Origin of the sequence: Streptomyces sp. NBC_00237 (genome assembly GCF_026342435.1) — a bacterium.
Lineage (GTDB): Bacteria > Actinomycetota > Actinomycetes > Streptomycetales > Streptomycetaceae > Streptomyces.
Window position 1 is genome coordinate 2686318 of sequence record NZ_JAPEMT010000001.1, and the last position, 19542, is coordinate 2705859.

The window sequence follows — 19542 nt, forward strand, 5'->3', positions numbered from 1 at the left end:
TGCTGCGAGCGGGAGCTGAGCACCCTGCTGCGAGGAGCGCAACCGCGAGAAGGGCCAACAAGGGTGCGCTGTGCCTCGCGGCCCACCGCGCCCAGGTCGTCCTGGTGGGCGACGAGGTCGGGCCGGGGGCCCGGGGCGGGCTTCAGGTGCTGCCACTCGTTCCGGGCCACGGGCCGGTTCCTCCCCAGGTGCGTGCTACCTCGGCTCCTCGTGCGCGAGGGCCGACGCGCGGCGCGTACGGATCAAAAAGTCTTCCACCCGGGCGTGGTCGGGGAGGGGTGGGAGCGGGCTGGTGAGGACGGCCAGGGAGGCCGCTTCCACCAGGCGGTTCAGGCGCTCTTCGATCTCTGGCCAGGGGACTTCGCCGCGTTTGACCGCGAGGAGGGGCTCGCGGGCGTCGCCGACGCCGACCGACAGTTCACCCGTACGGAGAAGGTCGAGGCAGCTCGTGAGGAGGCGCAGGAGGTGCATGGCGTGCTTCCAGCGCGGTGCGCCGTACTGGCGTACGTCCGCGTCGATCTTGCGGCGCTGACTGTCCGCGTACCCGACGAAGGTGGTGTGCACCTGGCGGGAGAGGAAGGCGGAGCGCAGGGAGAGGAGTTCCTCGCCGCGTGCGTCCACGTGGAGGGGGAGCGGGGAGTGCAGGCATTCGAGGATGTTGGGGTTGGCGCGCAGGGCGAGGTCGCAGAAGCGTTCCAGCTCCCAGGAGAAGTGTTCGTCCGCCGGTCCTTCGACGTGGGTGGGGGGCTTGGCGAAGCGCCAGAAGAGGGGGGTGGGGGCGAGGAAGACGCCCCGGACGTCCGTGTCGCTGTCCTCCGTCGCCAGTCCGAACGCGCGCGAGCCCATGACGCAGGAGTAGATCGTGTGGTCGCGGACGAGAGCGTGGGGTGGGGGTGAAGGTGACGGAGGTGCGGTCATAGAGGGGATTGTCGGCGGTCAGGCGAGGCGGATCGAGCCGTTTTCCACGGTGATGGCGCGGGGCGGGAGGGGGCGGGGGGCCGGGCCGCCCGCGACGGAGGCGTCGGCGATGCGGTACTTGCTGCCGTGGCAGGGGCAGTTGATGGTGCCGCCCGCGACGTCGGCGACCGTACAGCCCGCGTGGGTGCAGGTGGAGGAGAACGCCTTGAAGCTGCCCGCCTCGGGCTGGGTGACGACGACCTTCTCGTTCTGGAAGACCTTGCCGCCGCCCACCGGGATGTCCGACGTCGCCGTCAAGGGAGCGGGTTTGGGGGCGCTCTGGCCGTTCGATGCGGGTGGGGCGGAGGGGTCGTTCGCGGGCGGGGGCTCGGTGTCGGTGCTGCCTTCGCTCTCGCCGTACTTGCTGCATCCGGCGGCGGCGAGCAGGGCCGCTGTTCCGGCAGCCGCCGCGAGGACCGCCCGGCGGGTCGTGGGTGCGTGCATGGGGTGTGCTCCCTTGGGGTCGGGGCGGGACACTTCGCTACGGGGGCGGGACGCTTCGTTACGTTCGGGGCGGGACGCTTCGCTACGTGGTGAGGCCGAAGGTGCGGAAGAACCAGAGGGCCGAGGTCAGCCAGACCACCGTCAGCACGGTGAAGACCAGGCCGCCGACGACCGGCAGCAGCCACCCCGGCAGCCGTTCCGTCCGCAGCAGCAGCATCTTGGCGCTGAACGCGCCGAAGAAGAAGCAGCCCGCCAGAGAGTGCCACATCACCCGGCCGCCGAAGGTCTGGAAGCCGAGACCGTACAGGCAGTGCACGGCCACCGGGACGGCGAGCAGGAAGGCGGTCCGGCCCGACCAGCGGTGCACGGGCGACATCCACGGGGCGCTGCGCACGCCCGGCAGGCGTCCGTACATCGCCAGCGCGGACAGCACCTGGACGAGCGCGAAGGCGAAGGCACCGGTCGCCAGCCAGGACTTCACCGCGCCCGTGCTGCTGAATCCGGCGAGGTTGAACGCCGTGCCCGCCGGGTCGTGGATCTTCCCGTACGCCCCGAGGCCGACCGCGACCGCCGCCGCCACCAGCACGGGGACGAGCCAGCGGGCGGGGCCCGGGCGGGCGTGGCCGGAGGCGGGGGAGGGGAACGACGCGGTCGGGGCGTTGGGGTCGACGTTGCTCATGGCGGGGTCACTCCCTGGGGACGTTGCTCATGTCGGGATCACTCCCTGGGGACGGTCCGAGGCGCCCGGAGGCACCCGAAAGGGGTCGAGCGGGTCCTACGGGGTGACCGGGCGGGCGGTGAGCCAGGCGTTGTCGATGACCACAGCGCCGGTGGCCGGGTCGATCCTCGGGGCGGCCGACGGTTTGCCATCGCGGGTGAAGATGCCGACCTGGCGGCCGTCCTGGAGCACGATCCAGCCGCCGTCGATCGTGGTGCCGCGCACCTCGTTCGTCGCGCGGTAGAGGCCGGAGGGCTTGACCGCCTTCGCCGCGGAGAAGTCCTGCTTGCGGTCCGTCACCTCGACCTCGCCCTCGACCTTCCCGTTGCGGCTGGTCGCTTCGAGCTTGGCACCGTTGCGGCCGGTCAGGCGCATGCTGCCGTCGTCCTCGACGTTGCCCTTGAGCCAGGACTCGCGGGTGCGGCCGTCGCAGTAGTAGGCCACGGCCCTTCCGTCCCGTACGGAGATGGACACGGCGGCGGTGTCGTCGTCGGTGCGGCCCGCGTAGACGGTCTCCGGGCCCGCCGCGGTGGGCGAGGGAGCGGCGGATGAGGGAGGTGCGGACGGGGAAGGCGGCGCGGACGAGGCGGGTGGGGTCTTCGACGTCGCAGGGGACGCCGCAGGGGACGGCGGGGGGACGGGCGCCGCGCCGCCGCCTCCGTACCCCGAACTCTTCGTGCCCGTCGTCGCGTTGAGCGACAGCATCACGGCGGCCAGGAGCAGCCCCGCGAGCAGTGTGTAGAGGGGACCGGAACGCTTCATTGGGGGCCTCCCCGCGACACCGGGTAGGCGGTGTCGGACCCACCATGCAAGCGGACCCCGGGGCCCGGCGTCCATAGTCAGGACAGAGGGGGCGCGACTGTTCTCCGGGGAGGGGCGCGCGGATCGTTCGGGGCGGGGCGCGCGAGGCGGAAGACGGGACGGAACGGCCCGAGTGGCAGCATGACGCCATCTGGGCGAGATTGAACGGGTCCGATGAGTCCGATGAACCTATGGGCGCTCAGATTGAGCGTCTGCGACCGGACTCGACCGATTCGGCTCTCTCGACCTTTCCGAAAGGCAGGACCATGGCGGGCAACGACCTCGGCAGTCTCCTCGGCGGCCTCCTGGGCGGCGGAAACTCCGGTTCCGGCGGCGGAGCGGGCAACATCCTCGGGTCCCTCCTCGGCGCGCTGGGCGGCGGCGCCAAGGACGGCTCCAACCCGCTGGGCGGCCTGATGGAGATGCTCCAGAAGTCCGGCCTCGCCGACCAGGCGCAGTCCTGGATCGGCACCGGCGACAACCAGCCGGTCAGCGGCGCGGAGGTCGCCCAGGCGCTCCCCGACGAAGCCCTGGCCAAGGCCGCCGAGCAGGCCGGTGTGACCCCGCAGGAGGCCGCCGACACCCTCGCGCAGGCCCTTCCGCAGGCCGTCGACAAGCTGACCCCGGAGGGCCAGCTTCCGCAGGCCGCGTCGCTGGAGGACCTCATCAGGCAGCAGGGCCTCTGAACCCAGCAGCGGGGCCTCTGACCGGCCTTGCTGCACGCACGGCTCCCCGGCTGCCCGCACCCGTGTACGTACGACGGTGCGGGCGGCCTGAGTCGTTGTCGGTGGGTCCCATTACGCTGAGCCGATCAGCATCTGGTTCTCGAAGTCGGACGGCCGGAACGTCCACCTCGGTGCCACCGCCGCCCTGCGCAAGGACATCGCCCTGTGAGAACCGCACTCGTCATCGGCACCGGTCTGATCGGCACCTCGGCAGCCCTCGCCCTGGCCGCCCGGGGCGTCACCGTCCACCTCGCCGACCACGACCCCGACCGGGCGAGCACCGCCGCCGCGCTCGGCGCCGGGACCGACGAGGCCCCCGCAGGCCCCGTCGACCTGGCGATCGTCGCCGTGCCGCCCACGCACGTCGCCGCGACCCTGGCCGACGCCATGCGACGCGGGGCCGCCCGCGGCTACATCGACGTCGCCAGCGTCAAGGGCGGACCGCGCCGCGAGCTGGAGGCGCTGGGCTGCGACCTGACGACGTACATCGGTACGCATCCGATGGCAGGCAAGGAGAAGTCGGGCCCGCTGGCCGGGACCGCCGACCTCTTCGAAGGACGGCCCTGGGTGCTCACGCCCACCCGCGACAGCGACACCGAGGTCTTCAACCTGGCGCTCGAACTGATCGCCCTGTGCCGGGCGGTCCCCGTCGTCATGGACGCCGACGCCCACGACCGCGCGGTCGCCCTCGTCTCGCACACCCCGCAGCTCGTCTCCTCGATGGTCGCCGCCCGGCTGGAGGAGGCCGACGAGACGGCGGTACGGCTGTGTGGCCAGGGCATCCGCGACGTCACGCGGATCGCCGCGTCCGACCCCCGGATGTGGGTGGAGATCCTCTCCGCCAACCCGGGCCCGGTCGCCGACGTCCTCGCCTCGGTCGCCTCCGACCTGGACGAGACCGTGCAGTCGCTGCGCGCCCTCCAGTCCGCCGACGAGGCCAAGCGGCAGGACGGCGCGGACGGCATCGCGGACGTCCTGCGCCGGGGCAACGCCGGACGGGTGCGGGTGCCCGGAAAGCACGGCTCGGCCCCGACCGCGTACGAGACGGTCGCCGTGCTGATCAGCGACCAGCCGGGGCAGTTGGCCCGGATCTTCGCCGACGCCGGAGCGGCCGGGGTCAACGTCGAGGACGTGCGGATCGAGCACGCGACCGGGCAGCAGGCCGGTCATGTCCAGCTGACCGTGCAGCCCTCGGCGGTGGACGGGCTGACGCGCACGCTGGTGGAGCGGGGGTGGTCGCTGCGGCCCTAGTGGCGGGGTCCGCGACGGGGCGAGCGACCGGGCCGGGGCCGGGGGTGCCGGTGCCGCCCGTCAGGGGTACGCCATTCAGCCGGTACCGTAGATGGTTGGCAGTGATGCGCCCCCGGCCGGGGGCGGTACTGCCGCCCGCCACCCCGCCCCGTGTACCAGGAAGGTGTCCGACACCGTGGAAACCGCCGCCCGGACCGCCCCGGCCGCCGTGATCGTCGCCATCGACGGCCCCTCCGGCACGGGCAAGTCCAGCACGTCCAAGGCCGTCGCCGCCAAGCTCGGACTCCGCTACCTGGACACCGGCGCCCAGTACCGGGCGATCACCTGGTGGATGCTGACCAACGGTGTGGACACCGCCGACGCGGCGGCCATGGCCACCGCCTCGGCCAAGCCCGCGATCGTGTCCGGCACCGACCCGTCCGCCCCGACCATCACGGTCGACGGCGTCGACGCGTCGGGACCGATCCGTACGCAGGACGTCACCTCCAAGGTCAGCGCCGTCAGCGCCGTCCCCGAGGTGCGCACCCGGATCACCGAGCTCCAGCGCGAGATCGCCCGCCGGGCCGAGGGCGGCATCGTCGTCGAGGGCCGCGACATCGGCACCACCGTGCTGCCCGACGCCGACCTGAAGATCTTCCTCACCGCCTCCGCCGAGGCCCGCGCGGCCCGCCGCAGCGGCGAGACCAAGGGCGCCGACGTCGCCGCCACCAAGGAAGCCCTGATCAAGCGGGACGCGGCCGACTCCGGCCGCAAGACCTCCCCGCTCGCCAAGGCGGCCGACGCGGTCGAGGTCGACACCACCGACCTCACCCTCGACCAGGTCATCGAGTGCGTCGTCACCCTGGTCGAGGAGAAGCGGGCCGGGAAGTGAAGGACGGCGAGAAGGGCCGGAACACCGGCAGCCCCAGGGGTGCCGCCGTCGGCCGGGGCATCGGCATCGGCCTGATGTACGGCCTGTTCAAGCCCCGCGTGCTCGGCTCCTGGCGCGTCCCGGCCGCAGGACCGGTCATACTCGCGGTGAACCACGCGCACAACATCGACGGCCCGATGCTGATGGGAACGGCACCCCGACCGGTGCACTTCCTCATCAAGAAGGAGGCGTTCGTCGGCCCCCTCGACCCGTTCCTGCGGGGCATCGGACAGCTGCGGGTCGACCGCGGCAGCGTCGACCGGAACGCCGTCACCGACGCCCTGGACGTCCTCGGCGGCGGCGGTGTGCTGGGGATCTTCCCCGAGGGCAGCCGGGGCGAGGGCGACTTCGCGTCGCTGCGCGCCGGACTCGCGTACTTCGCCGTACGGTCGGGGGCGCCCATCGTCCCCGTCGCCGTACTCGGCAGTACGGAACGCAAGGGGCGGCTGGTTCCCGGCCTGCCGCCGCTGCGCAGCAGGGTCGACGTCGTCTTCGGCGACGCCTTCGAGGCCGGGGACGGCAGCGGACGGCGTACGAGGAAGGCGCTGGACGAGGCCACGGTGCGCATCCAGGAACGGCTGACCGCCCACCTGGCCGGGGCCAGACGGCTCACCGGGCGATAGGCGTTAGCGCCGCGCCCGATGGTGGGCGAGACTTGAGTAGTGGGTCGCGGGATGCGGCCCATCGATGATGAATGAGGAACGGACTTCATGAACGACCAGATCCACTCCGGCGACGAGCACGGACCCGAGCAGGGCGCCGCCCACGGTGCGCTCGGTGACGCCGAGTACGCGGAGTTCATGGAGCTCGCCGCGCAGGAGGGCTTCGACCTCGCCGACATCGAGGGCGCCCTCGACGAGGCGAACGCCGGACCGCTCCCCGTACTCGCCGTCGTCGGCCGCCCCAATGTCGGCAAGTCGACCTTGGTGAACCGCATCATCGGCCGCCGCGAGGCCGTCGTGCAGGACAAGCCCGGCGTCACCCGCGACCGCGTCTCCTACGAGGCCGAGTGGGCGGGCCGTCGCTTCAAGGTGATGGACACCGGCGGCTGGGAGCAGGACGTGCTGGGGCTCGACGCCTCGGTCGCCGCCCAGGCCGAGTACGCGATCCAGACAGCCGACGCGGTCGTCTTCGTGGTGGACTCCACGGTGGGCGCCACCGACACCGACGAGGCCGTCGTACGGCTGCTCCGCAAGGCCGGGAAGCCGGTCGTGCTGTGCGCCAACAAGGTCGACGGCCTGTCCGGCGAGGCCGACGCCACCGCCCTGTGGTCGCTGGGCCTCGGCGAGCCGCACCCGGTCTCCTCCCTGCACGGCCGAGGTACGGGCGACATGCTCGACGCGGTCCTGGAGGCCCTGCCGGACGCCCCCGAGCAGACCTTCCCCAACGGCGCCCCGATGGGCGGCCCGCGCCGGATCGCCCTCATCGGCCGTCCGAACGTCGGCAAGTCCTCGCTGCTGAACAAGGTGGCGAAGGAGGACCGCGTCGTCGTCAACGAGCTGGCCGGGACCACCCGCGACCCGGTCGACGAGCTGATCCAGCTCGGTGGCGTCACGTGGAAGTTCATCGACACGGCCGGTATCCGCCGCCGCGTGCACATGCAGGAAGGTGCGGACTACTACGCCTCGCTCCGTACGGCAGCCGCCGTGGAGAAGGCCGAGGTCGCCGTCATCCTGATCGACTCCAGCGAGTCGATCTCCGTGCAGGACCAGCGGATCGTCACGATGGCCGTCGAGGCCGGTCGTGCGATCGTGCTCGCGTTCAACAAGTGGGACACCCTCGACGAGGAGCGCCGCTACTACCTGGAGCGCGAGATCGAGACCGAGCTGGCCCAGGTCGCCTGGGCCCCGCGCGTCAACGTCTCCGCCCTGACCGGCCGCCACATGGAGAAGCTGGTCCCGGCGATCGAGACGTCGCTGGAGGGCTGGGAGACCCGCGTGCCCACCGGCCGCCTCAACGCCTTCCTCGGCGAGCTCGTGGCCGCCCACCCGCACCCCGTCCGCGGCGGCAAGCAGCCGCGCATCCTCTTCGGGACGCAGGCGGGCGCCAAGCCGCCGCGGTTCGTGCTGTTCGCCTCGGGCTTCCTGGAGGCGGGCTACCGGCGCTTCGTGGAGCGCCGCCTGCGCGAGGAGTTCGGCTTCGAGGGAACGCCGATCCACCTGTCGGTGCGGGTGCGCGAGAAGCGCGGCCGTAACAAGTAACGCCCCTTCGGGGTGACGAGCTAGTAGCCCCTGCGGGGGCCGGGCGGCAGTGCGGCGGGGAAGTGGTTCCCGGTGTGCTGCCGCCCTTGGTTGTGCTGGGTGTGCAGGTTGTGCCAGGTGCTCAGGTGCGACGGCTGGGCCGCCTGCGGGACGTGTGCGATCTGGTGGTGTCCCTGATAGCCGCCGTGGCCGTAGTGGCCGGTGACCGCACCGGGGAACATGCCCATCCCCGCGCCGAAGGCCGTGAAGCCGAGGTCCTCCTCGCCGCTCCGGTCGCCCGGCAGGGCCCGGAACGAGCGGCGGTACTCCGAGTACAGCGAGTCGTAGATCGGCGTGAGCGTCGTGAAGGCGGAGTGCGGCGGCGTCTCCTGCGCGGGCCGCATGGCAGGGATCTGGCTCTGGTACGGGCGAGTGGGGTCGTATGAGTGCACGTACGTGCCAACGACCCCACCGCCCGTCGGATGCGGGTACGGAGCGTACGGAACGGCCCGAATTCGGATACGCAGCGTATTCGTCCGCCCGCGTCGGGGCCGGAGCCCCGGGGTGGGCTCAGGTGCCCGCGAGAGGCATCGTCGCGGCCACCAGAAGGCCGTTCGCCGCCGCCTTGTCGAGGGCGCCGCGCAGCACGTCCTCGCGCGGCTGCCGACCGATGGAGCCGACCGGGGCGGCCAGCACCAGGATCTTCTGCGACTTGTTGGCCGCGGCCCGCCAGCCGTCGGTGACCTGGAGCGGGCGGTGCGCCTGCCACCAGGCGACCGGGCTGCTGCCGTTCGGACCGGGCTGGAGTACGGCGTGCAGCTGGCCCGCGGCGAGCAGCACCGACCAGCCGGGCAGGACGGCGGGCACCGACTTGAGGTCGGCGACCGGCTGGAAGCCCTGCTCGATCAGGAGCGGCAGGAACTCGTCGCCGTCCTGCGAGCCGGGGCGGGCGACGGCGGCGGTCGGCTCGACCACCAGGGCGGGCCGCAGCTCGCCGTCGATGAGGACGAGACCGCTGGTGACGCCGAGCACGGCCTGCTCGGGCAGCCCGTCCGTGGCGCCGCCGGAGCCGTCCTGGCTCGCGGTGATGGACCGGACGGCGCCCTGGAGCTGCTCCTCGGAGACCGGGACGACCTGGGAGGGGATGCAGGTGGCGTGGGCGAAGGCGAGGACGGCCGTCTCCTCGCCGACGAACAGCACCGTGGAGGTGGCCTCCTGCCCCGAGTCGCCGGGGGTGCGGCAGGAGGTGCAGTCGTAACTGCCGGGGGTGTTCTCGCCGGCGAGCAGCCGGTCGGCTTCTACGTCGCCGATCTCGGCGCGTACGTCGTCGCTGACGTCGAGCATGCGCGACACGGGTGGCTCCTCGAACTGGGTGCTGGCACCGGGCGGTTCCCGGAGCGTCAAGAAGACAACGGGCGATCTGTGGCCAGGGTCACGCCGGACGGGGAACGGAATCGACTCATCCGACGCGGAGGGTGAGCCGGAGTGCGGAAGGCTTCACTCCATGTCAACGTCTGCTGAATGCATGGAAGTTGGGGCGGTGAGCTGAGTCACAGATCACGCAAGGGCGTGGGGGAAAGATCCCGACATCGGGGGATCAAATGGGTGTCCGGAAGTGGCCGTTACCGGCGGTAGTGGGCAACTGGCCTGGAATGACAAGGGCGCGGTTGATTGGGGGCGTGCGGGTCCATAGATTCCACCGCCGTGTGCATCGAGCACCGCCCGGATGCGCCCCCGCCGACCGTACGACCGTGAACTTCCCGGCAGGGGCGGGGCGGTACGGACCACAGCGCCGGACGCGCTCGTGACCGTACCGTCCGGGGGAGTCCGGGTCCTGCGAGAGGGACTCCATGACCGTATGTTCCAGTGCGATACGCCGCGGTGGTCGTCGTCGTGAGACCGCAGCGCTCGTCGGGGCCGCCCTGGTGGCCCCACTGGCCCTGATCGCCGCCACCGGCCAGCCGGCCGCCGCGGCCGACCGCGGAGTGTGGGACCGCATCGCCCAGTGCGAGAGCGGTGGCAACTGGCACATCAACACCGGCAACGGCTACTACGGCGGGCTTCAGTTCACCGCCGGGACCTGGCGGGCGTACGGCGGCGGGGCGTACGCCTCGCGCGCCGACCGGGCCAGCAAGTCCGAGCAGATAGCCGTCGCCACCAAGGTCCAGCGCAAGCAGGGCTGGGGGGCCTGGCCCGCCTGTTCGCGCCGGGCCGGGGCGTCGGGCGGGGCACCGGGCGCGGCGGCCGTCGCCAAGAGCGTGCAGCCTGCGAAGGCCGCGAAGCCCGCGAAGAAGGACCGGGTGGCTCCGCGGGCCGACCGGGGCGAGCGGAGGGCCCCCGCGGTGAGCGGGCGCGGCTACGTGGTGCGCTCCGGAGACACCCTGGGCGGCATCGCGCAGGACCACGGCGTGAGCTGGCGGAAGCTGTACGCGGTGAACCGGGCCGCCGTGGGGGCGGACCCGAACGTCATCCTGCCGGGGCTGCGGCTGAAGCTGTGAGCCCTGCCGCCGCCCGCCGGTGAGCGTCTCGGCGCGAGGGCCCCGTCCGGTCGCCCGACCGGGTGGGGCCCGACGCCCCTCTGCGCGCCGCGCGGGCGCGTGGGCTTCGCGGTGATGGGGTGGGGCGGGTGTTGAAGCCTCGATTCCGTCTCCTGTCCTGTGCCGTGCTCGGCGCGTTGCTCGCCCTCTCTCCGCTGTCCGGAGCGGTCGCCGCGTCCGTTGCCGAAGCCCCCGGTGCGGGGGTCGTCGAACCACCTCCCACCACAAGGGGGTTCGGGTCGCACGGATGTGCCGCGAGCCAGTGGCCCTGGAGTTGCCTCGCCGCGTGCGAGAGCGACGGCGACTGGGCGACCAACACCGGGAACGGCTACTACGGGGGGCTCCAGTTCGAGCAGCCCACCTGGGAGGAGCACGGCGGACTGGCGCACGCGCCGCGCGCCGACCTCGCCACCCGGGCCGAGCAGATCGCGGTCGCCGAGAAGGTCCTGACCACCCAGGGGTGGGGGGCGTGGCCGCAGTGCTCGCGGCAGTACCGGCTGGGCGACCGGCGCGTCCACATCGTGAAGAAGGGCGACACGCTGGCGTCGATCGCCGCCAAGTACAAGGTCAAGGGCGGCTGGAAGGCCCTCTACCAGGCCAACAAGGACATGGTCGGCCCGCGTCCCGACCGCCTCAATCCGGGGACGTGGCTGGTCCTTCCGGAGGGAGCGGGGAGGGCGCTCGCGGTGCGGTCGCAGAGCGTGCCGCCCGCGAGTGCTCCGTTGCTTCTCCTGTGAAGGTGATCCGGCCCCGGTCCAGTTCGTGAACGAACACCGGGCCGGGTGAGGGCAGGTGCGGCAGCCGTTGTTCCGCGAGGACGACGGCTGCCGTCGTGCTGAGTGCGGTCAGGAGCGCGTACGTACGGGCCGCGACGGGTGGTGACATGCCGAGGGTGGGTTCGTCGACGAGCACGACGCGCGCGCGGGCGACGAGGGCGCGGGAGAGTGCGAGCATGCGCTGCTCGCCGCCGGACAGGGTGCCCGCCTGGCGGGGGAGGAGGGGGCGGAGTTCCGGGTAAGCCTCCAGGGGCTCCAGCTCTTCCGGGCCGGGCGAAGTGGATTCTCCCGGTGGGGCGCCCGGCGGGGTGTTGAGGGCGAGGTTGTCGGCGACCGTCAGGCCCGGGTACACCGCCCGCAGATCCGGTACGTAGCAGAGGCCGCGGCGGGACCGGGCGTGGGCGGGCAGCCGCGTGACGTCCTTGCCCCGCCAGCGCACGCTGCCCGCACTGAGCGCAACGGTGCCCGCGAGGGCGCGCAGGGCGGTGGTGCGGCCGGAACCGTTGCGGCCGAGGAGCACGGTCAGGGAGGCCGGGGGGAGGGGCAGGTCGAGGCCGTGCAGGGCTTCCAGGGGGCCGTAGCGGACGCGGGCGGCGTGGAGGGCCAGCTCGACGGTCATGGGGGCGGCTCCTGCGGGGTGGGTTCGGCGACGAGGGCGCCGGCTGTGAGCACGTGGACCGTGTGGGCGATGTCCGCGACGAGGTCGAGGTCGTGTTCGACGACGAGGATCGCTGTGCCGTCGGCGGCGAGGGCGGCGAGGACGCGTGCCAGTGCGGCGGTCTCGGCGGCGTCCAGGCCCGCTGCCGGCTCGTCGAGGAGGAGGGTGTGCGGGCGGCCCGCGAGGGCGCGGGCGAGTTCGACCCGGCGGAGGGTGCCGGTGGGGAGGTTCGCGGCGGGGTGGTGGCGGACGGAGCCGTCGAGGGAGAGGAGGCGGAGGGCGGATTCGGTCGCCTCTGCTGGAGGCAGGTCGCGGCGGTGGCCCTGCTCGGCGCCCAGGAGGACGTTCTCCTCGACGGTGAGGGAGGGGAAGACGGCGAGTTGCTGGAAGGTGCGGGCGATGCCGAGGCGGGTGCGGGTGTGGGCGGGGTGGCGGGTGATGTCGACGGAGTTGAGGGTGATGCGGCCGGAGGTGGGGCGGAGGGTGCCGCAGAGGAGGTGGAAGAGGGTGGACTTTCCGGCGCCGTTGGGGCCGATCAGGGCCGTGATGCGGCTTGGGGGGACGGGGAGGGTGACGGTGTTGAGGGCGGTGAAGGGGCCGTAGGTGAGGGTGAGGTGGTGGGCTTGGAGGGAGGCTCCGGGGGAGGCGGGAGCGGTACGGGGGTGGGGCGGGGCCTCGGAGTTGGCTTGGTTGGTCCGAGGGTGGGGCGGGGCCTCGGAGCTGGCTTGGGCGGTACGGGGGTGGGGCGGGGCCACGCTGGACGGAGGTGCGGTGTCGGGGCTGGGCGGGGCGGCAGCGGGGTGGGCCCGCAGCGAGGGGGCCGCCCCCTTGCCCGCCCTTCCCCAAGCTCTCAACTCCGTTCGAGCAGGGGATGCCCCACTCGCCCCCGGGGGGCGGCCCCGCCGCCCAAGGAGGCTCGGCGTGCGGTATCGCCTTAGGGGGCTCGGTGTGCGGTTTCGCTGCCCGAGGAGGCCGGGGAGGAGGAGAAGGGTGCCTGTGAGGATGGCGGCGAGGCTGGTGGAGGAGCCTGCGTCCAGGAGGACCAGGAGGAGGGCGCCGGTGCAGGCCGTCAGCAGGCGGTCCGCGCCCAGCAGCATCACCACCGCGAACCACAGCAGGCCCCGCACCGGGTCGAAGGCCGTCGGGGTGAACGCCTGGGCCGACATCGAGAGCAGACCTCCGCCCAGGGCCGCCAGGGCGGCCCCGACGACGAAGCTGAGGACCTTCCAGAGCGGGACGCGCACGCCCGCCGCCGACGCACCCTCCTCGTGGTCGCGCAGCGCGGCCAGGGCCCTGCCCGAGCGGCCCCCGCGGAGTCGGGCGACCAGGAGGAGGCAGAGCAGGAGGAGGCCCAGCGCCAGCGCGTAGTAGGCCCGGTCGGAAGTGAAGGCCGCCGGGCGCGCCACCCCGAGGCCCGCCGTCGCGTACGGCTGGTTCAGGACGAAGCGGCTCACGGCCACCCCGAAGGCGAGCGTGGTGAGGGCCAGCGCGAGGCCGTGGCGGCGGATGGCGGGCCAGCCGGTGAGGAGGCCGAGGGGTGCGGTGAGTGCCACGGCGAGGAGGAGGGAGGGGAGCACGGGGAGAGGCGGGAGCCAGGGGAGGCGGCCGTCGGCGAGGAGGGCGGTGAAGAGTGCGCCGAGGCCCGCGTACGCGGCCTGGCCCAGCGCGATCTGCCCGCTCCGGCCGCTGACGACGACCAGGGACAGGAGGACGACGGCCGTGGCGGGCACGGGGAGGGCCGCTCGCAGTTCGTTGCCGGTGAGCAGGAGCGGGAGGAGGAGCAGGGCCGCGACCAGGAGGGGGAGGGGGCGGACGCGCCAGGACAGGGGGCGCCCGGGAGAGTGATCGCTTCCCCTCGCCTGCGGCCCGGGTGAGTGAACATTCACCCCCGGGCGCGGCCGGGGTGAGTGAGCGCTCACCAGCGTGCGAGGTGCCGGTGAGTGAGCATCCCCCAGCGCGCGGGGCGTCGGTGAGTGAACATTCACTCCCGGCCCCGGCGACGGGTACAGCAGTGCCGCAGCCAGCAGGGCCACCACGAAGAGGTTGGCGCTCAGGGACTGGAGCAGGGGGCCCGCCCAGCCTTCCGGGTGGAGGCGGGTCAGCTGGGACTGGGCGATGCCCAGAAGCAGGGCCGCGCCGATCGCCACCGGCAGGCTGCGCATCCGGGCCAGGGCCGCGACGGCGATCACCTCGACGACCAGGAGGGGCAGACCGTACGGGTCCAGGCGTACGTACGGGGCGAGGAGGACGCCCGTCAGGCCCGCGGTGAAGGAGCCGAAGGCCCAGCCCGCCGCCGCCACCCGGTTCGCGTCGATGCCGCCCAGCACGGCCAGCGGGCGGTTGTCCACCACGGCGCGCAGCGAGCGCCCGAAGCGGGTGCGGCGGGTGACGGCGCCCACGGTCAGGGCGAGGAGCAGTACGGCGGCGAGCGGCGGCCAGGGGGAGTCGCCGAAGACCTCCGGGGCGTCGGCGCGTGCTCCCTCGCCCCACACCAGCGCCGCTCCGCCGACCAGTAGGACGAACACGGCGATGGACGCCACCAGGGTCCGCGCGGGATCCGTACCGAGGGCGGAGAGCGGGCGGAAGACGGCGCGGTCGAGGAGGAGGCCGACGGCGGGGGCGAACAGCAGCAGCGTGGTGGCGGCGGCGAGGGGGAGCGGCCAGTGCCAGTCGACCGCCAACTGGCGCAGGACGTACGCGCAGAGCATGGCGACCGCACCGTGCGCGAGGTTCAGCACGCCCGTCGCGCGGTGCGTGACGATCAGGCCGATGCCGGAGAGGGCGGCGGCGCTGCCGATCGCCAGACCGGCCAGGACGAGTTCGTACGTCAGTGAGGCCACGGCGAGTCAGTCCGCCGACTCCGGGCCGTGCGCGGGGCGCTCCGCCGACTCTGGGCCGTGCGCGGGGCGCTCCGCCGGCTCCGGGCCGCGTGAGGGGAAGTCCGGTTCGCAGATCGGGCAGGGGGCCAAGTCCCGGACGCCTGCGGCCGGTTCGGCTTCCGGTTTGCCGAGCACCAGCGGGCAGTCCTGGCGGTGCGCCAGCGTCCCGCCGGGGAGGTGCGTCAACGGGCCTTCGGCGTGCGGGAGCCGGGAGACGGGTGGAGCCTCGGCGTCCGGTGCGGCGTACTCCTGCCGTACCTCGGGCATTGCTCCGGACAGCAGTACGGCCGCCGCCACGGCCCCCGCGACGATCAGCGCGGCCCCCGGCACCGTGCACGAGGCGAGGTAGGGGACCTGGCGGGCGGTGAACCGTTCGCCCGAGGCCCCGTACCAGCCCAGGACGCACAGCAGCACGCCGCAGGCGACGGCGGCCAGCGCGGCCCAGACGTAGGGTGCTCTGCGCATCGCGCCCCCTGTCCAACACGGACGATTCCTTGCACTATGCCCTGTGTGGGGCCGACTCAGAAGGTGGTGGGCGCGATGCGCATCGGCAGGAAGTCCCGGACGGCGGTGTGGACGGCCGCGGCCGTGCTCGCGCTGGCGGCCACCGCAACCGCGTGCGGTGAAGGCGGCGAGCCGGAGAAGACGCCGCCGGGCACGTCGGCCCCGGCGTCCACGGGCATCGACCCGCAGCCCTCCGACTCCGCGTCCGCGAGCGGCCCCGCCGAGACCGAGGGTGCGAAGAAGGAGGTCACGAAGAACTGGCAGGCGTTCTTCGACCCCAAGGTGAAGACCGACCAGAAGGTGAAGCTCCTGGAGAACGGTGAGACCTTGAAACCCCTGCTTCTGGCCTTCACGGGCGACGAGCGCGGCGGCCAGACCTCGACCCGCGTCAAGGACGTGCGGTTCAACTCGGCCACCGAGGCGACGGTGACGTACGACCTCCTGCTCAACGGCGCCCCGGTGCTGCCGAACTCCAAAGGCACCTCGGTCCTCCAGGACCAGCGGTGGAAGGTCTCCGTGAAGTCCCTGTGCGCCCTGGTGAAGCTGAGCGGCAATGCAGCGGCCCCGGGCTGCTGAACGACCGCTGTACGCCGCCCTGACGGCGCTCCTGGTGCTGTGCGCCGCCGCCTGCGGCAGCCGCCTGCCCGAGAGCGACTTCGAGCGGCCGACGGCCGGTGCGCCGACGGACGCGCCGCCCCTGCGCGTCGGGATCCTCGTCAGCGCCACCAGCCCGATCGGCGGCGACGCCTTCACCGGCCCCGGGGACGGCGCCCGCGCCTACTTCGACGTGCTGAACACGCGCGGCGGCATCGGCGGCCGCCGCGTTCAGGTGGAGACCTGCGACGACGGTGGCAGCGGCATCGGCAACACCGCGTGCGTGCACGAACTCCTCGACGAGAAGAAGGTGTTCGCGCTCGTCGCCACGACGGCGCTCGACTACGCGGGTGCCTCCCTGGTCTCCGCCGCCGGTGCTCCCGACATCGGCGGCCAGCCCCTGGGCAACGCGTACGAGACGTACCCCCACCTGTACGGGATTTACGGCAGCCTCGCGCCGAGGAAGGGCGGCAAACCGGGCTGGGACGGCACTCTGTACGGCGGCACCGAGACCTACCGGTACTTCAAGCGCGAGCACGGCGCGAGCACCGCCGCCGTCGTGTCCTACAACCAGGCGTCCTCCGCCGCGTACGCCCGCCTCACCGCCCAGGGGCTGCGCGAGGAGGGCTACACCGTCGTCGAGGAGCAGGTCGACTTCGCCCTGCCCAACTTCCGTGCCGTCGCCGCCGACCTGAAGGAGCGCGGCGCCGACCTCGTCCTGGACGCCCTCGACACCCACGGCAACGCCCAGCTGTGCAAGGCGATGGACGCCGTCGGCGCGAGCGTCACCGCGAAGGTGACCAACGTCCAGAACTGGTCCTCGACCGTCCCCGCCGACTACGCGGACGCACCACGCTGCCGCAACGCCCTGTGGGTGACCGGCGGCAGCCGCAACTACGACGACAAGGACGACCCCCAGGTGCGCGAATTCCGCACCGCCCTGCAGAACAGCCTCACGAGGAACGGGCGGAATCCCGACGCCCTGTCGCAGTGGCAGCTCGAAGGGTGGGCCGCCGCCATGTGGTTCACCGACGCGGCCTCCTCCTGCCCGTCCGGCGCCCTCACGCGCGCGTGCGTGGAGCGCTACCTCGACCGTGAGGAGCCGTACACGGCGCGCGGACTGCTGCTCCCCGTCCGGTACGCCCCCACGACCGTGCCGCCCGCCGAGCGGCACACCTGTGTCTCGGTGGCGCGCTGGCGGGACGGCACCGGCTGGGTGACCCAGAGAGACATGAGCCGCAACTGTTTCACCGTGCCCCAACTGCCGTACAAACCTTGAAACTTACCGATGTGCACCAAAACGCTCAGCCCCGCCCGTGGCGGGGGAGGGACCAGTACAGTCCCTTGCGGAAGGCATCACGGCGGACACCGCGAGCGATCCGCCGCAGACCGGGGAGACGCGCGGACGCATGCACATCTCATTCCTGCTCCACAACGCGTACGCCGTCGGAGGCACCATCCGCACGACGTTCAACCTCGCCCAGACGCTGGCCGAGCAGCACGACGTGGAGATCACCTCCGTGTTCAGGCACCGCGACGAGCCGTCCCTGAGCGCCCCCGCCGGAGTGCGCCTGGAACACCTCGTGGACCTGCGCGAGAAGAGCCCGCACTACGACGGCGACCACCCCGACCACCAGCGCCCGGCCGTGGTCTTCCCCGCCGGTGACAGCCGCCACCACCAGTACAGCCGCCTCACCGACCGGCGGATCGGCGCGCACCTGAGCGAGTTGAAGACCGACGTCGTCGTCGGCACCCGGCCCGGGCTCAACGTGCACCTCGCCCGGCAGGCCCGCCACGACACCGTACGGGTCGGTCAGGAGCATCTCACCCTGGACAGCCACCGGTTCCGGCTGCGCCGCGAACTGCGCTACCGGTACGCCCTCCTGGACGCCGTCACCACCGTCACGCAGGCCGACGCCCTGTCGTACCGGGAACGGCTGAAGCTCCCCGGCGTACGCATCGAGGCCATGGCCAACAGCGTCCCGGCCGCACGGCTGCCGCCCTCCGACGGAAGCGGCAAGTGGGTGATCGCCGCCGGACGGCTCACCCCCGGCAAGCGGTACGACCTCCTGGTGCGCGCCTTCGCCCAGGTCGTCGCCGCCCGCCCGGACTGGCGGCTGCGCATCTACGGCGGCGGCGACGGCGCCCCGAAACTGCGCGCCCTGGTGCACGAACTGCGCCTGCACAACCACGTGTTCCTGATGGGTGTCGCCAACCCCCTGGAGGCGGAGTGGCCCAAGGGCTCCATCGCCGCCGTCACCTCCGACCTCGAAGCGTTCGGGATGACCATCGTCGAGGCGATGCGCTGCGGACTGCCCGTCGTCTCCACGGACTGCCCGCACGGTCCTCGCGAGATCATCCGCGACGGCGTCGACGGTCGCCTGGTCCCGGTGGGCGACGCGAACGCGGTCGCCCGCGCTCTCCTGGACCTCATCCAGGACGACGGTCTGCGCCACCGCATGGGCCGTGCCGCCCTCGCCGACACGGCGCGCTTCGACCCCGCCGAGATCGCCGAGCGGCACGCCGTGCTGTACGCCGAACTCGTTGCCCAGGGCTCCAGCTCCCGCTCCCGCAGTGCGCTGCGGGACGCCCTGCACCGGGCACCGGGAGTGCTCGTCGACGAAGCCTTCACCCTGCGCCGCAAGGTCCTCTCCACGCTCCGGAAAGGGCGTACCGCATGAGCAGCTCACCCTCCTCCCGGTCCGCGACGGCGGCGACGGACGCGACGGCCTCCTCCACGGGTGCCGCCGCCTCCGTCCCCGCACCCGCCGCAGCACCCTCCTCCGCTCCTGCCCCCGGAGCCCCGTGCGCCGACTGCACGGCGGACTCGGCGGGGGGCCTCACCTTCGACGTGGCGGCCTCCGGCGCGCCCGACGCCGCGCTGGTGCTGCGCCGCACCGGCGGGTCCAGGAGCGACGACGTACGGCTGCCGCTGACGCCTGTCGGACAGGGCCGCCTGCGCGCCGTGCTGCCGAGCACCGTCGACTTGCCCGAGGGGCGCTGGGAGACCCGGGTGCACGGCGCGGGCGCGCACCTGACGGTGCTGCCGGGCCTGCGGGACCTGCGCGCCCTCGTGGACCGCACCCCCGACCCGCGCACGGAGGCCATCGCCGTACGCATCCCGTACGCCACCTCCGACGGCCTTCTCGCGGTGCGCAGTTGGCGGCGTGCGCCCCATGCCGAGGCCGGTGACATCGTTTTCGCGGACGACGGCACCGCGATCACCGTCAAGGGGCGGCTGTACGGAACGGAGCTCGGCCCGGGCGCGGCCGTCGAGGCGCGGCTGCGCGGCGGGGAGGGGCGGGTGCACCGGGAGCCGGCCGAGGGGCAGGAGCACGACTTCGTCTGCACGCTGCCCGTCAGGCCGCTGGCCGAGGGGCGCGACGGGGCCGGCCGGGTCTGGGACCTGTGGCTGGTCGCGGCCACGGACACCGCGCCGATACGGGTGTCGCGGCTGCTGGACGACATCGCCGAGAAGCAGCGCGTCTTCACGTACCCGGCGCTGCCGGTCGGCGACGACCCCAAGACCGTCGCGTTCCCGTACTACACGCTGGACAACGACCTCGCGGTGCAGATCAGCACACCGTGAGGCAAGAGGAGACGCGGAC

The 19542-nt window shown here is 73.0% G+C and carries 20 protein-coding genes; 11 read left to right on the forward strand and 9 right to left on the reverse strand.

Annotated elements, in window-relative coordinates:
- Positions 1-195: 195 nt before the first annotated feature.
- The 4 genes from OG897_RS11875 to OG897_RS11890 all read right to left on the reverse strand — a co-directional run bounded on the left by OG897_RS11875 (position 196) and on the right by OG897_RS11890 (position 2881).
- On the reverse strand, positions 196-918 hold the full coding sequence (locus tag OG897_RS11875) for a nucleotidyltransferase domain-containing protein (protein ID WP_266655543.1): 723 nt from the start codon (positions 916-918) through the stop codon (positions 196-198).
- 18 nt (positions 919-936) lie between these two features.
- On the reverse strand, positions 937-1401 hold the full coding sequence (locus tag OG897_RS11880) for a Rieske (2Fe-2S) protein (RefSeq protein ID WP_266655545.1): 465 nt from the start codon (positions 1399-1401) through the stop codon (positions 937-939).
- 82 nt (positions 1402-1483) lie between these two features.
- Complete coding sequence (locus OG897_RS11885; RefSeq protein ID WP_266655547.1) at positions 1484-2080, reverse strand: DUF6529 family protein; 597 nt, start codon at positions 2078-2080, stop codon at positions 1484-1486.
- 96 nt (positions 2081-2176) lie between these two features.
- On the reverse strand, positions 2177-2881 hold the full coding sequence (locus tag OG897_RS11890; RefSeq protein ID WP_266655549.1) for a hypothetical protein: 705 nt from the start codon (positions 2879-2881) through the stop codon (positions 2177-2179).
- A 305-nt stretch (positions 2882-3186) separates the two neighbouring features.
- On the opposite strand from OG897_RS11890, the gene OG897_RS11895 reads away from it, so the two are divergent.
- The 5 genes from OG897_RS11895 (at position 3187) to der (ending at position 8007) form a co-directional block, all read left to right on the forward strand.
- Positions 3187-3606 carry a YidB family protein gene (locus tag OG897_RS11895; RefSeq protein ID WP_266655550.1) on the forward strand — a complete coding sequence of 140 codons (420 nt, stop codon included), beginning with the start codon at positions 3187-3189 and terminating at the stop codon, positions 3604-3606.
- A 204-nt stretch (positions 3607-3810) separates the two neighbouring features.
- Positions 3811-4896 carry a prephenate dehydrogenase gene (locus tag OG897_RS11900; RefSeq protein ID WP_266655551.1) on the forward strand — a complete coding sequence of 362 codons (1086 nt, stop codon included), beginning with the start codon at positions 3811-3813 and terminating at the stop codon, positions 4894-4896.
- A gap of 163 nt (positions 4897-5059) precedes the next feature.
- Complete coding sequence (cmk, locus tag OG897_RS11905; protein WP_266655552.1) at positions 5060-5767, forward strand: (d)CMP kinase; 708 nt, start codon at positions 5060-5062, stop codon at positions 5765-5767.
- Between the two features lie 74 nt (positions 5768-5841).
- Entirely contained in the window at positions 5842-6429 is a 588-nt protein-coding gene (locus OG897_RS11910) for a 1-acyl-sn-glycerol-3-phosphate acyltransferase (protein WP_266656774.1), read from the forward strand.
- 87 nt (positions 6430-6516) lie between these two features.
- Positions 6517-8007, forward strand: a complete 1491-nt coding sequence (der, locus tag OG897_RS11915; protein ID WP_266655553.1) for a ribosome biogenesis GTPase Der — start codon at positions 6517-6519, stop codon at positions 8005-8007.
- A 20-nt stretch (positions 8008-8027) separates the two neighbouring features.
- Here der and OG897_RS11920 read toward each other — a convergent pair whose 3' ends face one another.
- Together OG897_RS11920 and OG897_RS11925 are read right to left on the reverse strand one after the other, a co-directional pair.
- Positions 8028-8438 (reverse strand): hypothetical protein, encoded by a 411-nt coding sequence (locus OG897_RS11920; protein WP_266655555.1) that lies wholly within the window; start codon positions 8436-8438, stop codon positions 8028-8030.
- Between the two features lie 118 nt (positions 8439-8556).
- Positions 8557-9339 carry a hypothetical protein gene (locus OG897_RS11925; RefSeq protein ID WP_266655557.1) on the reverse strand — a complete coding sequence of 261 codons (783 nt, stop codon included), beginning with the start codon at positions 9337-9339 and terminating at the stop codon, positions 8557-8559.
- Positions 9340-9836: 497 nt separating this feature from the next.
- On the opposite strand from OG897_RS11925, the gene OG897_RS11930 reads away from it, so the two are divergent.
- Together OG897_RS11930 and OG897_RS11935 are read left to right on the forward strand one after the other, a co-directional pair.
- Entirely contained in the window at positions 9837-10484 is a 648-nt protein-coding gene (locus tag OG897_RS11930; protein ID WP_266655559.1) for a transglycosylase family protein, read from the forward strand.
- A 128-nt stretch (positions 10485-10612) separates the two neighbouring features.
- Positions 10613-11260 (forward strand): transglycosylase family protein, encoded by a 648-nt coding sequence (locus OG897_RS11935; protein WP_266655561.1) that lies wholly within the window; start codon positions 10613-10615, stop codon positions 11258-11260.
- Here OG897_RS11935 and OG897_RS11940 read toward each other — a convergent pair.
- Genes OG897_RS11940 through OG897_RS11950 form a run of 3 tightly spaced genes read right to left on the reverse strand, consistent with a single transcriptional unit; the run spans position 11157 to position 15301 of the window.
- Positions 11157-11918, reverse strand: a complete 762-nt coding sequence (locus OG897_RS11940) for an ABC transporter ATP-binding protein (protein ID WP_266655563.1) — start codon at positions 11916-11918, stop codon at positions 11157-11159. The genes OG897_RS11935 and OG897_RS11940 overlap by 104 nt on opposite strands.
- Positions 11915-14797 carry an ATP-binding cassette domain-containing protein gene (locus tag OG897_RS11945; protein WP_266655565.1) on the reverse strand — a complete coding sequence of 961 codons (2883 nt, stop codon included), beginning with the start codon at positions 14795-14797 and terminating at the stop codon, positions 11915-11917. The genes OG897_RS11940 and OG897_RS11945 overlap by 4 nt, the downstream gene beginning before the upstream one ends.
- 6 nt (positions 14798-14803) lie before the next feature.
- Positions 14804-15301 carry a hypothetical protein gene (locus tag OG897_RS11950; protein WP_266655568.1) on the reverse strand — a complete coding sequence of 166 codons (498 nt, stop codon included), beginning with the start codon at positions 15299-15301 and terminating at the stop codon, positions 14804-14806.
- Between the two features lie 45 nt (positions 15302-15346).
- Between OG897_RS11950 and OG897_RS11955 the strand changes: the two genes are divergently transcribed.
- The 4 genes from OG897_RS11955 to OG897_RS11970 all read left to right on the forward strand — a co-directional run bounded on the left by OG897_RS11955 (position 15347) and on the right by OG897_RS11970 (position 19523).
- A complete protein-coding gene (locus tag OG897_RS11955; RefSeq protein ID WP_266655570.1) occupies positions 15347-15916 on the forward strand; it encodes a hypothetical protein in 570 nt (189 codons plus the stop codon).
- Positions 15894-17213: an ABC transporter substrate-binding protein gene (locus OG897_RS11960; RefSeq protein ID WP_266655572.1), complete on the forward strand. Its 1320-nt coding sequence runs from the start codon at positions 15894-15896 to the stop codon at positions 17211-17213. The genes OG897_RS11955 and OG897_RS11960 overlap by 23 nt, the downstream gene beginning before the upstream one ends.
- A 130-nt stretch (positions 17214-17343) precedes the next feature.
- The gene (locus OG897_RS11965) at positions 17344-18615 is read left to right on the forward strand and encodes a glycosyltransferase family 4 protein (protein WP_266655574.1); all 1272 of its coding nucleotides are present in this window, start codon (positions 17344-17346) and stop codon (positions 18613-18615) included.
- Complete coding sequence (locus OG897_RS11970) at positions 18612-19523, forward strand: transferase (RefSeq protein WP_266655576.1); 912 nt, start codon at positions 18612-18614, stop codon at positions 19521-19523. Before OG897_RS11965 ends, OG897_RS11970 begins: the two co-directional genes overlap by 4 nt.
- Positions 19524-19542: the final 19 nt, after the last annotated feature.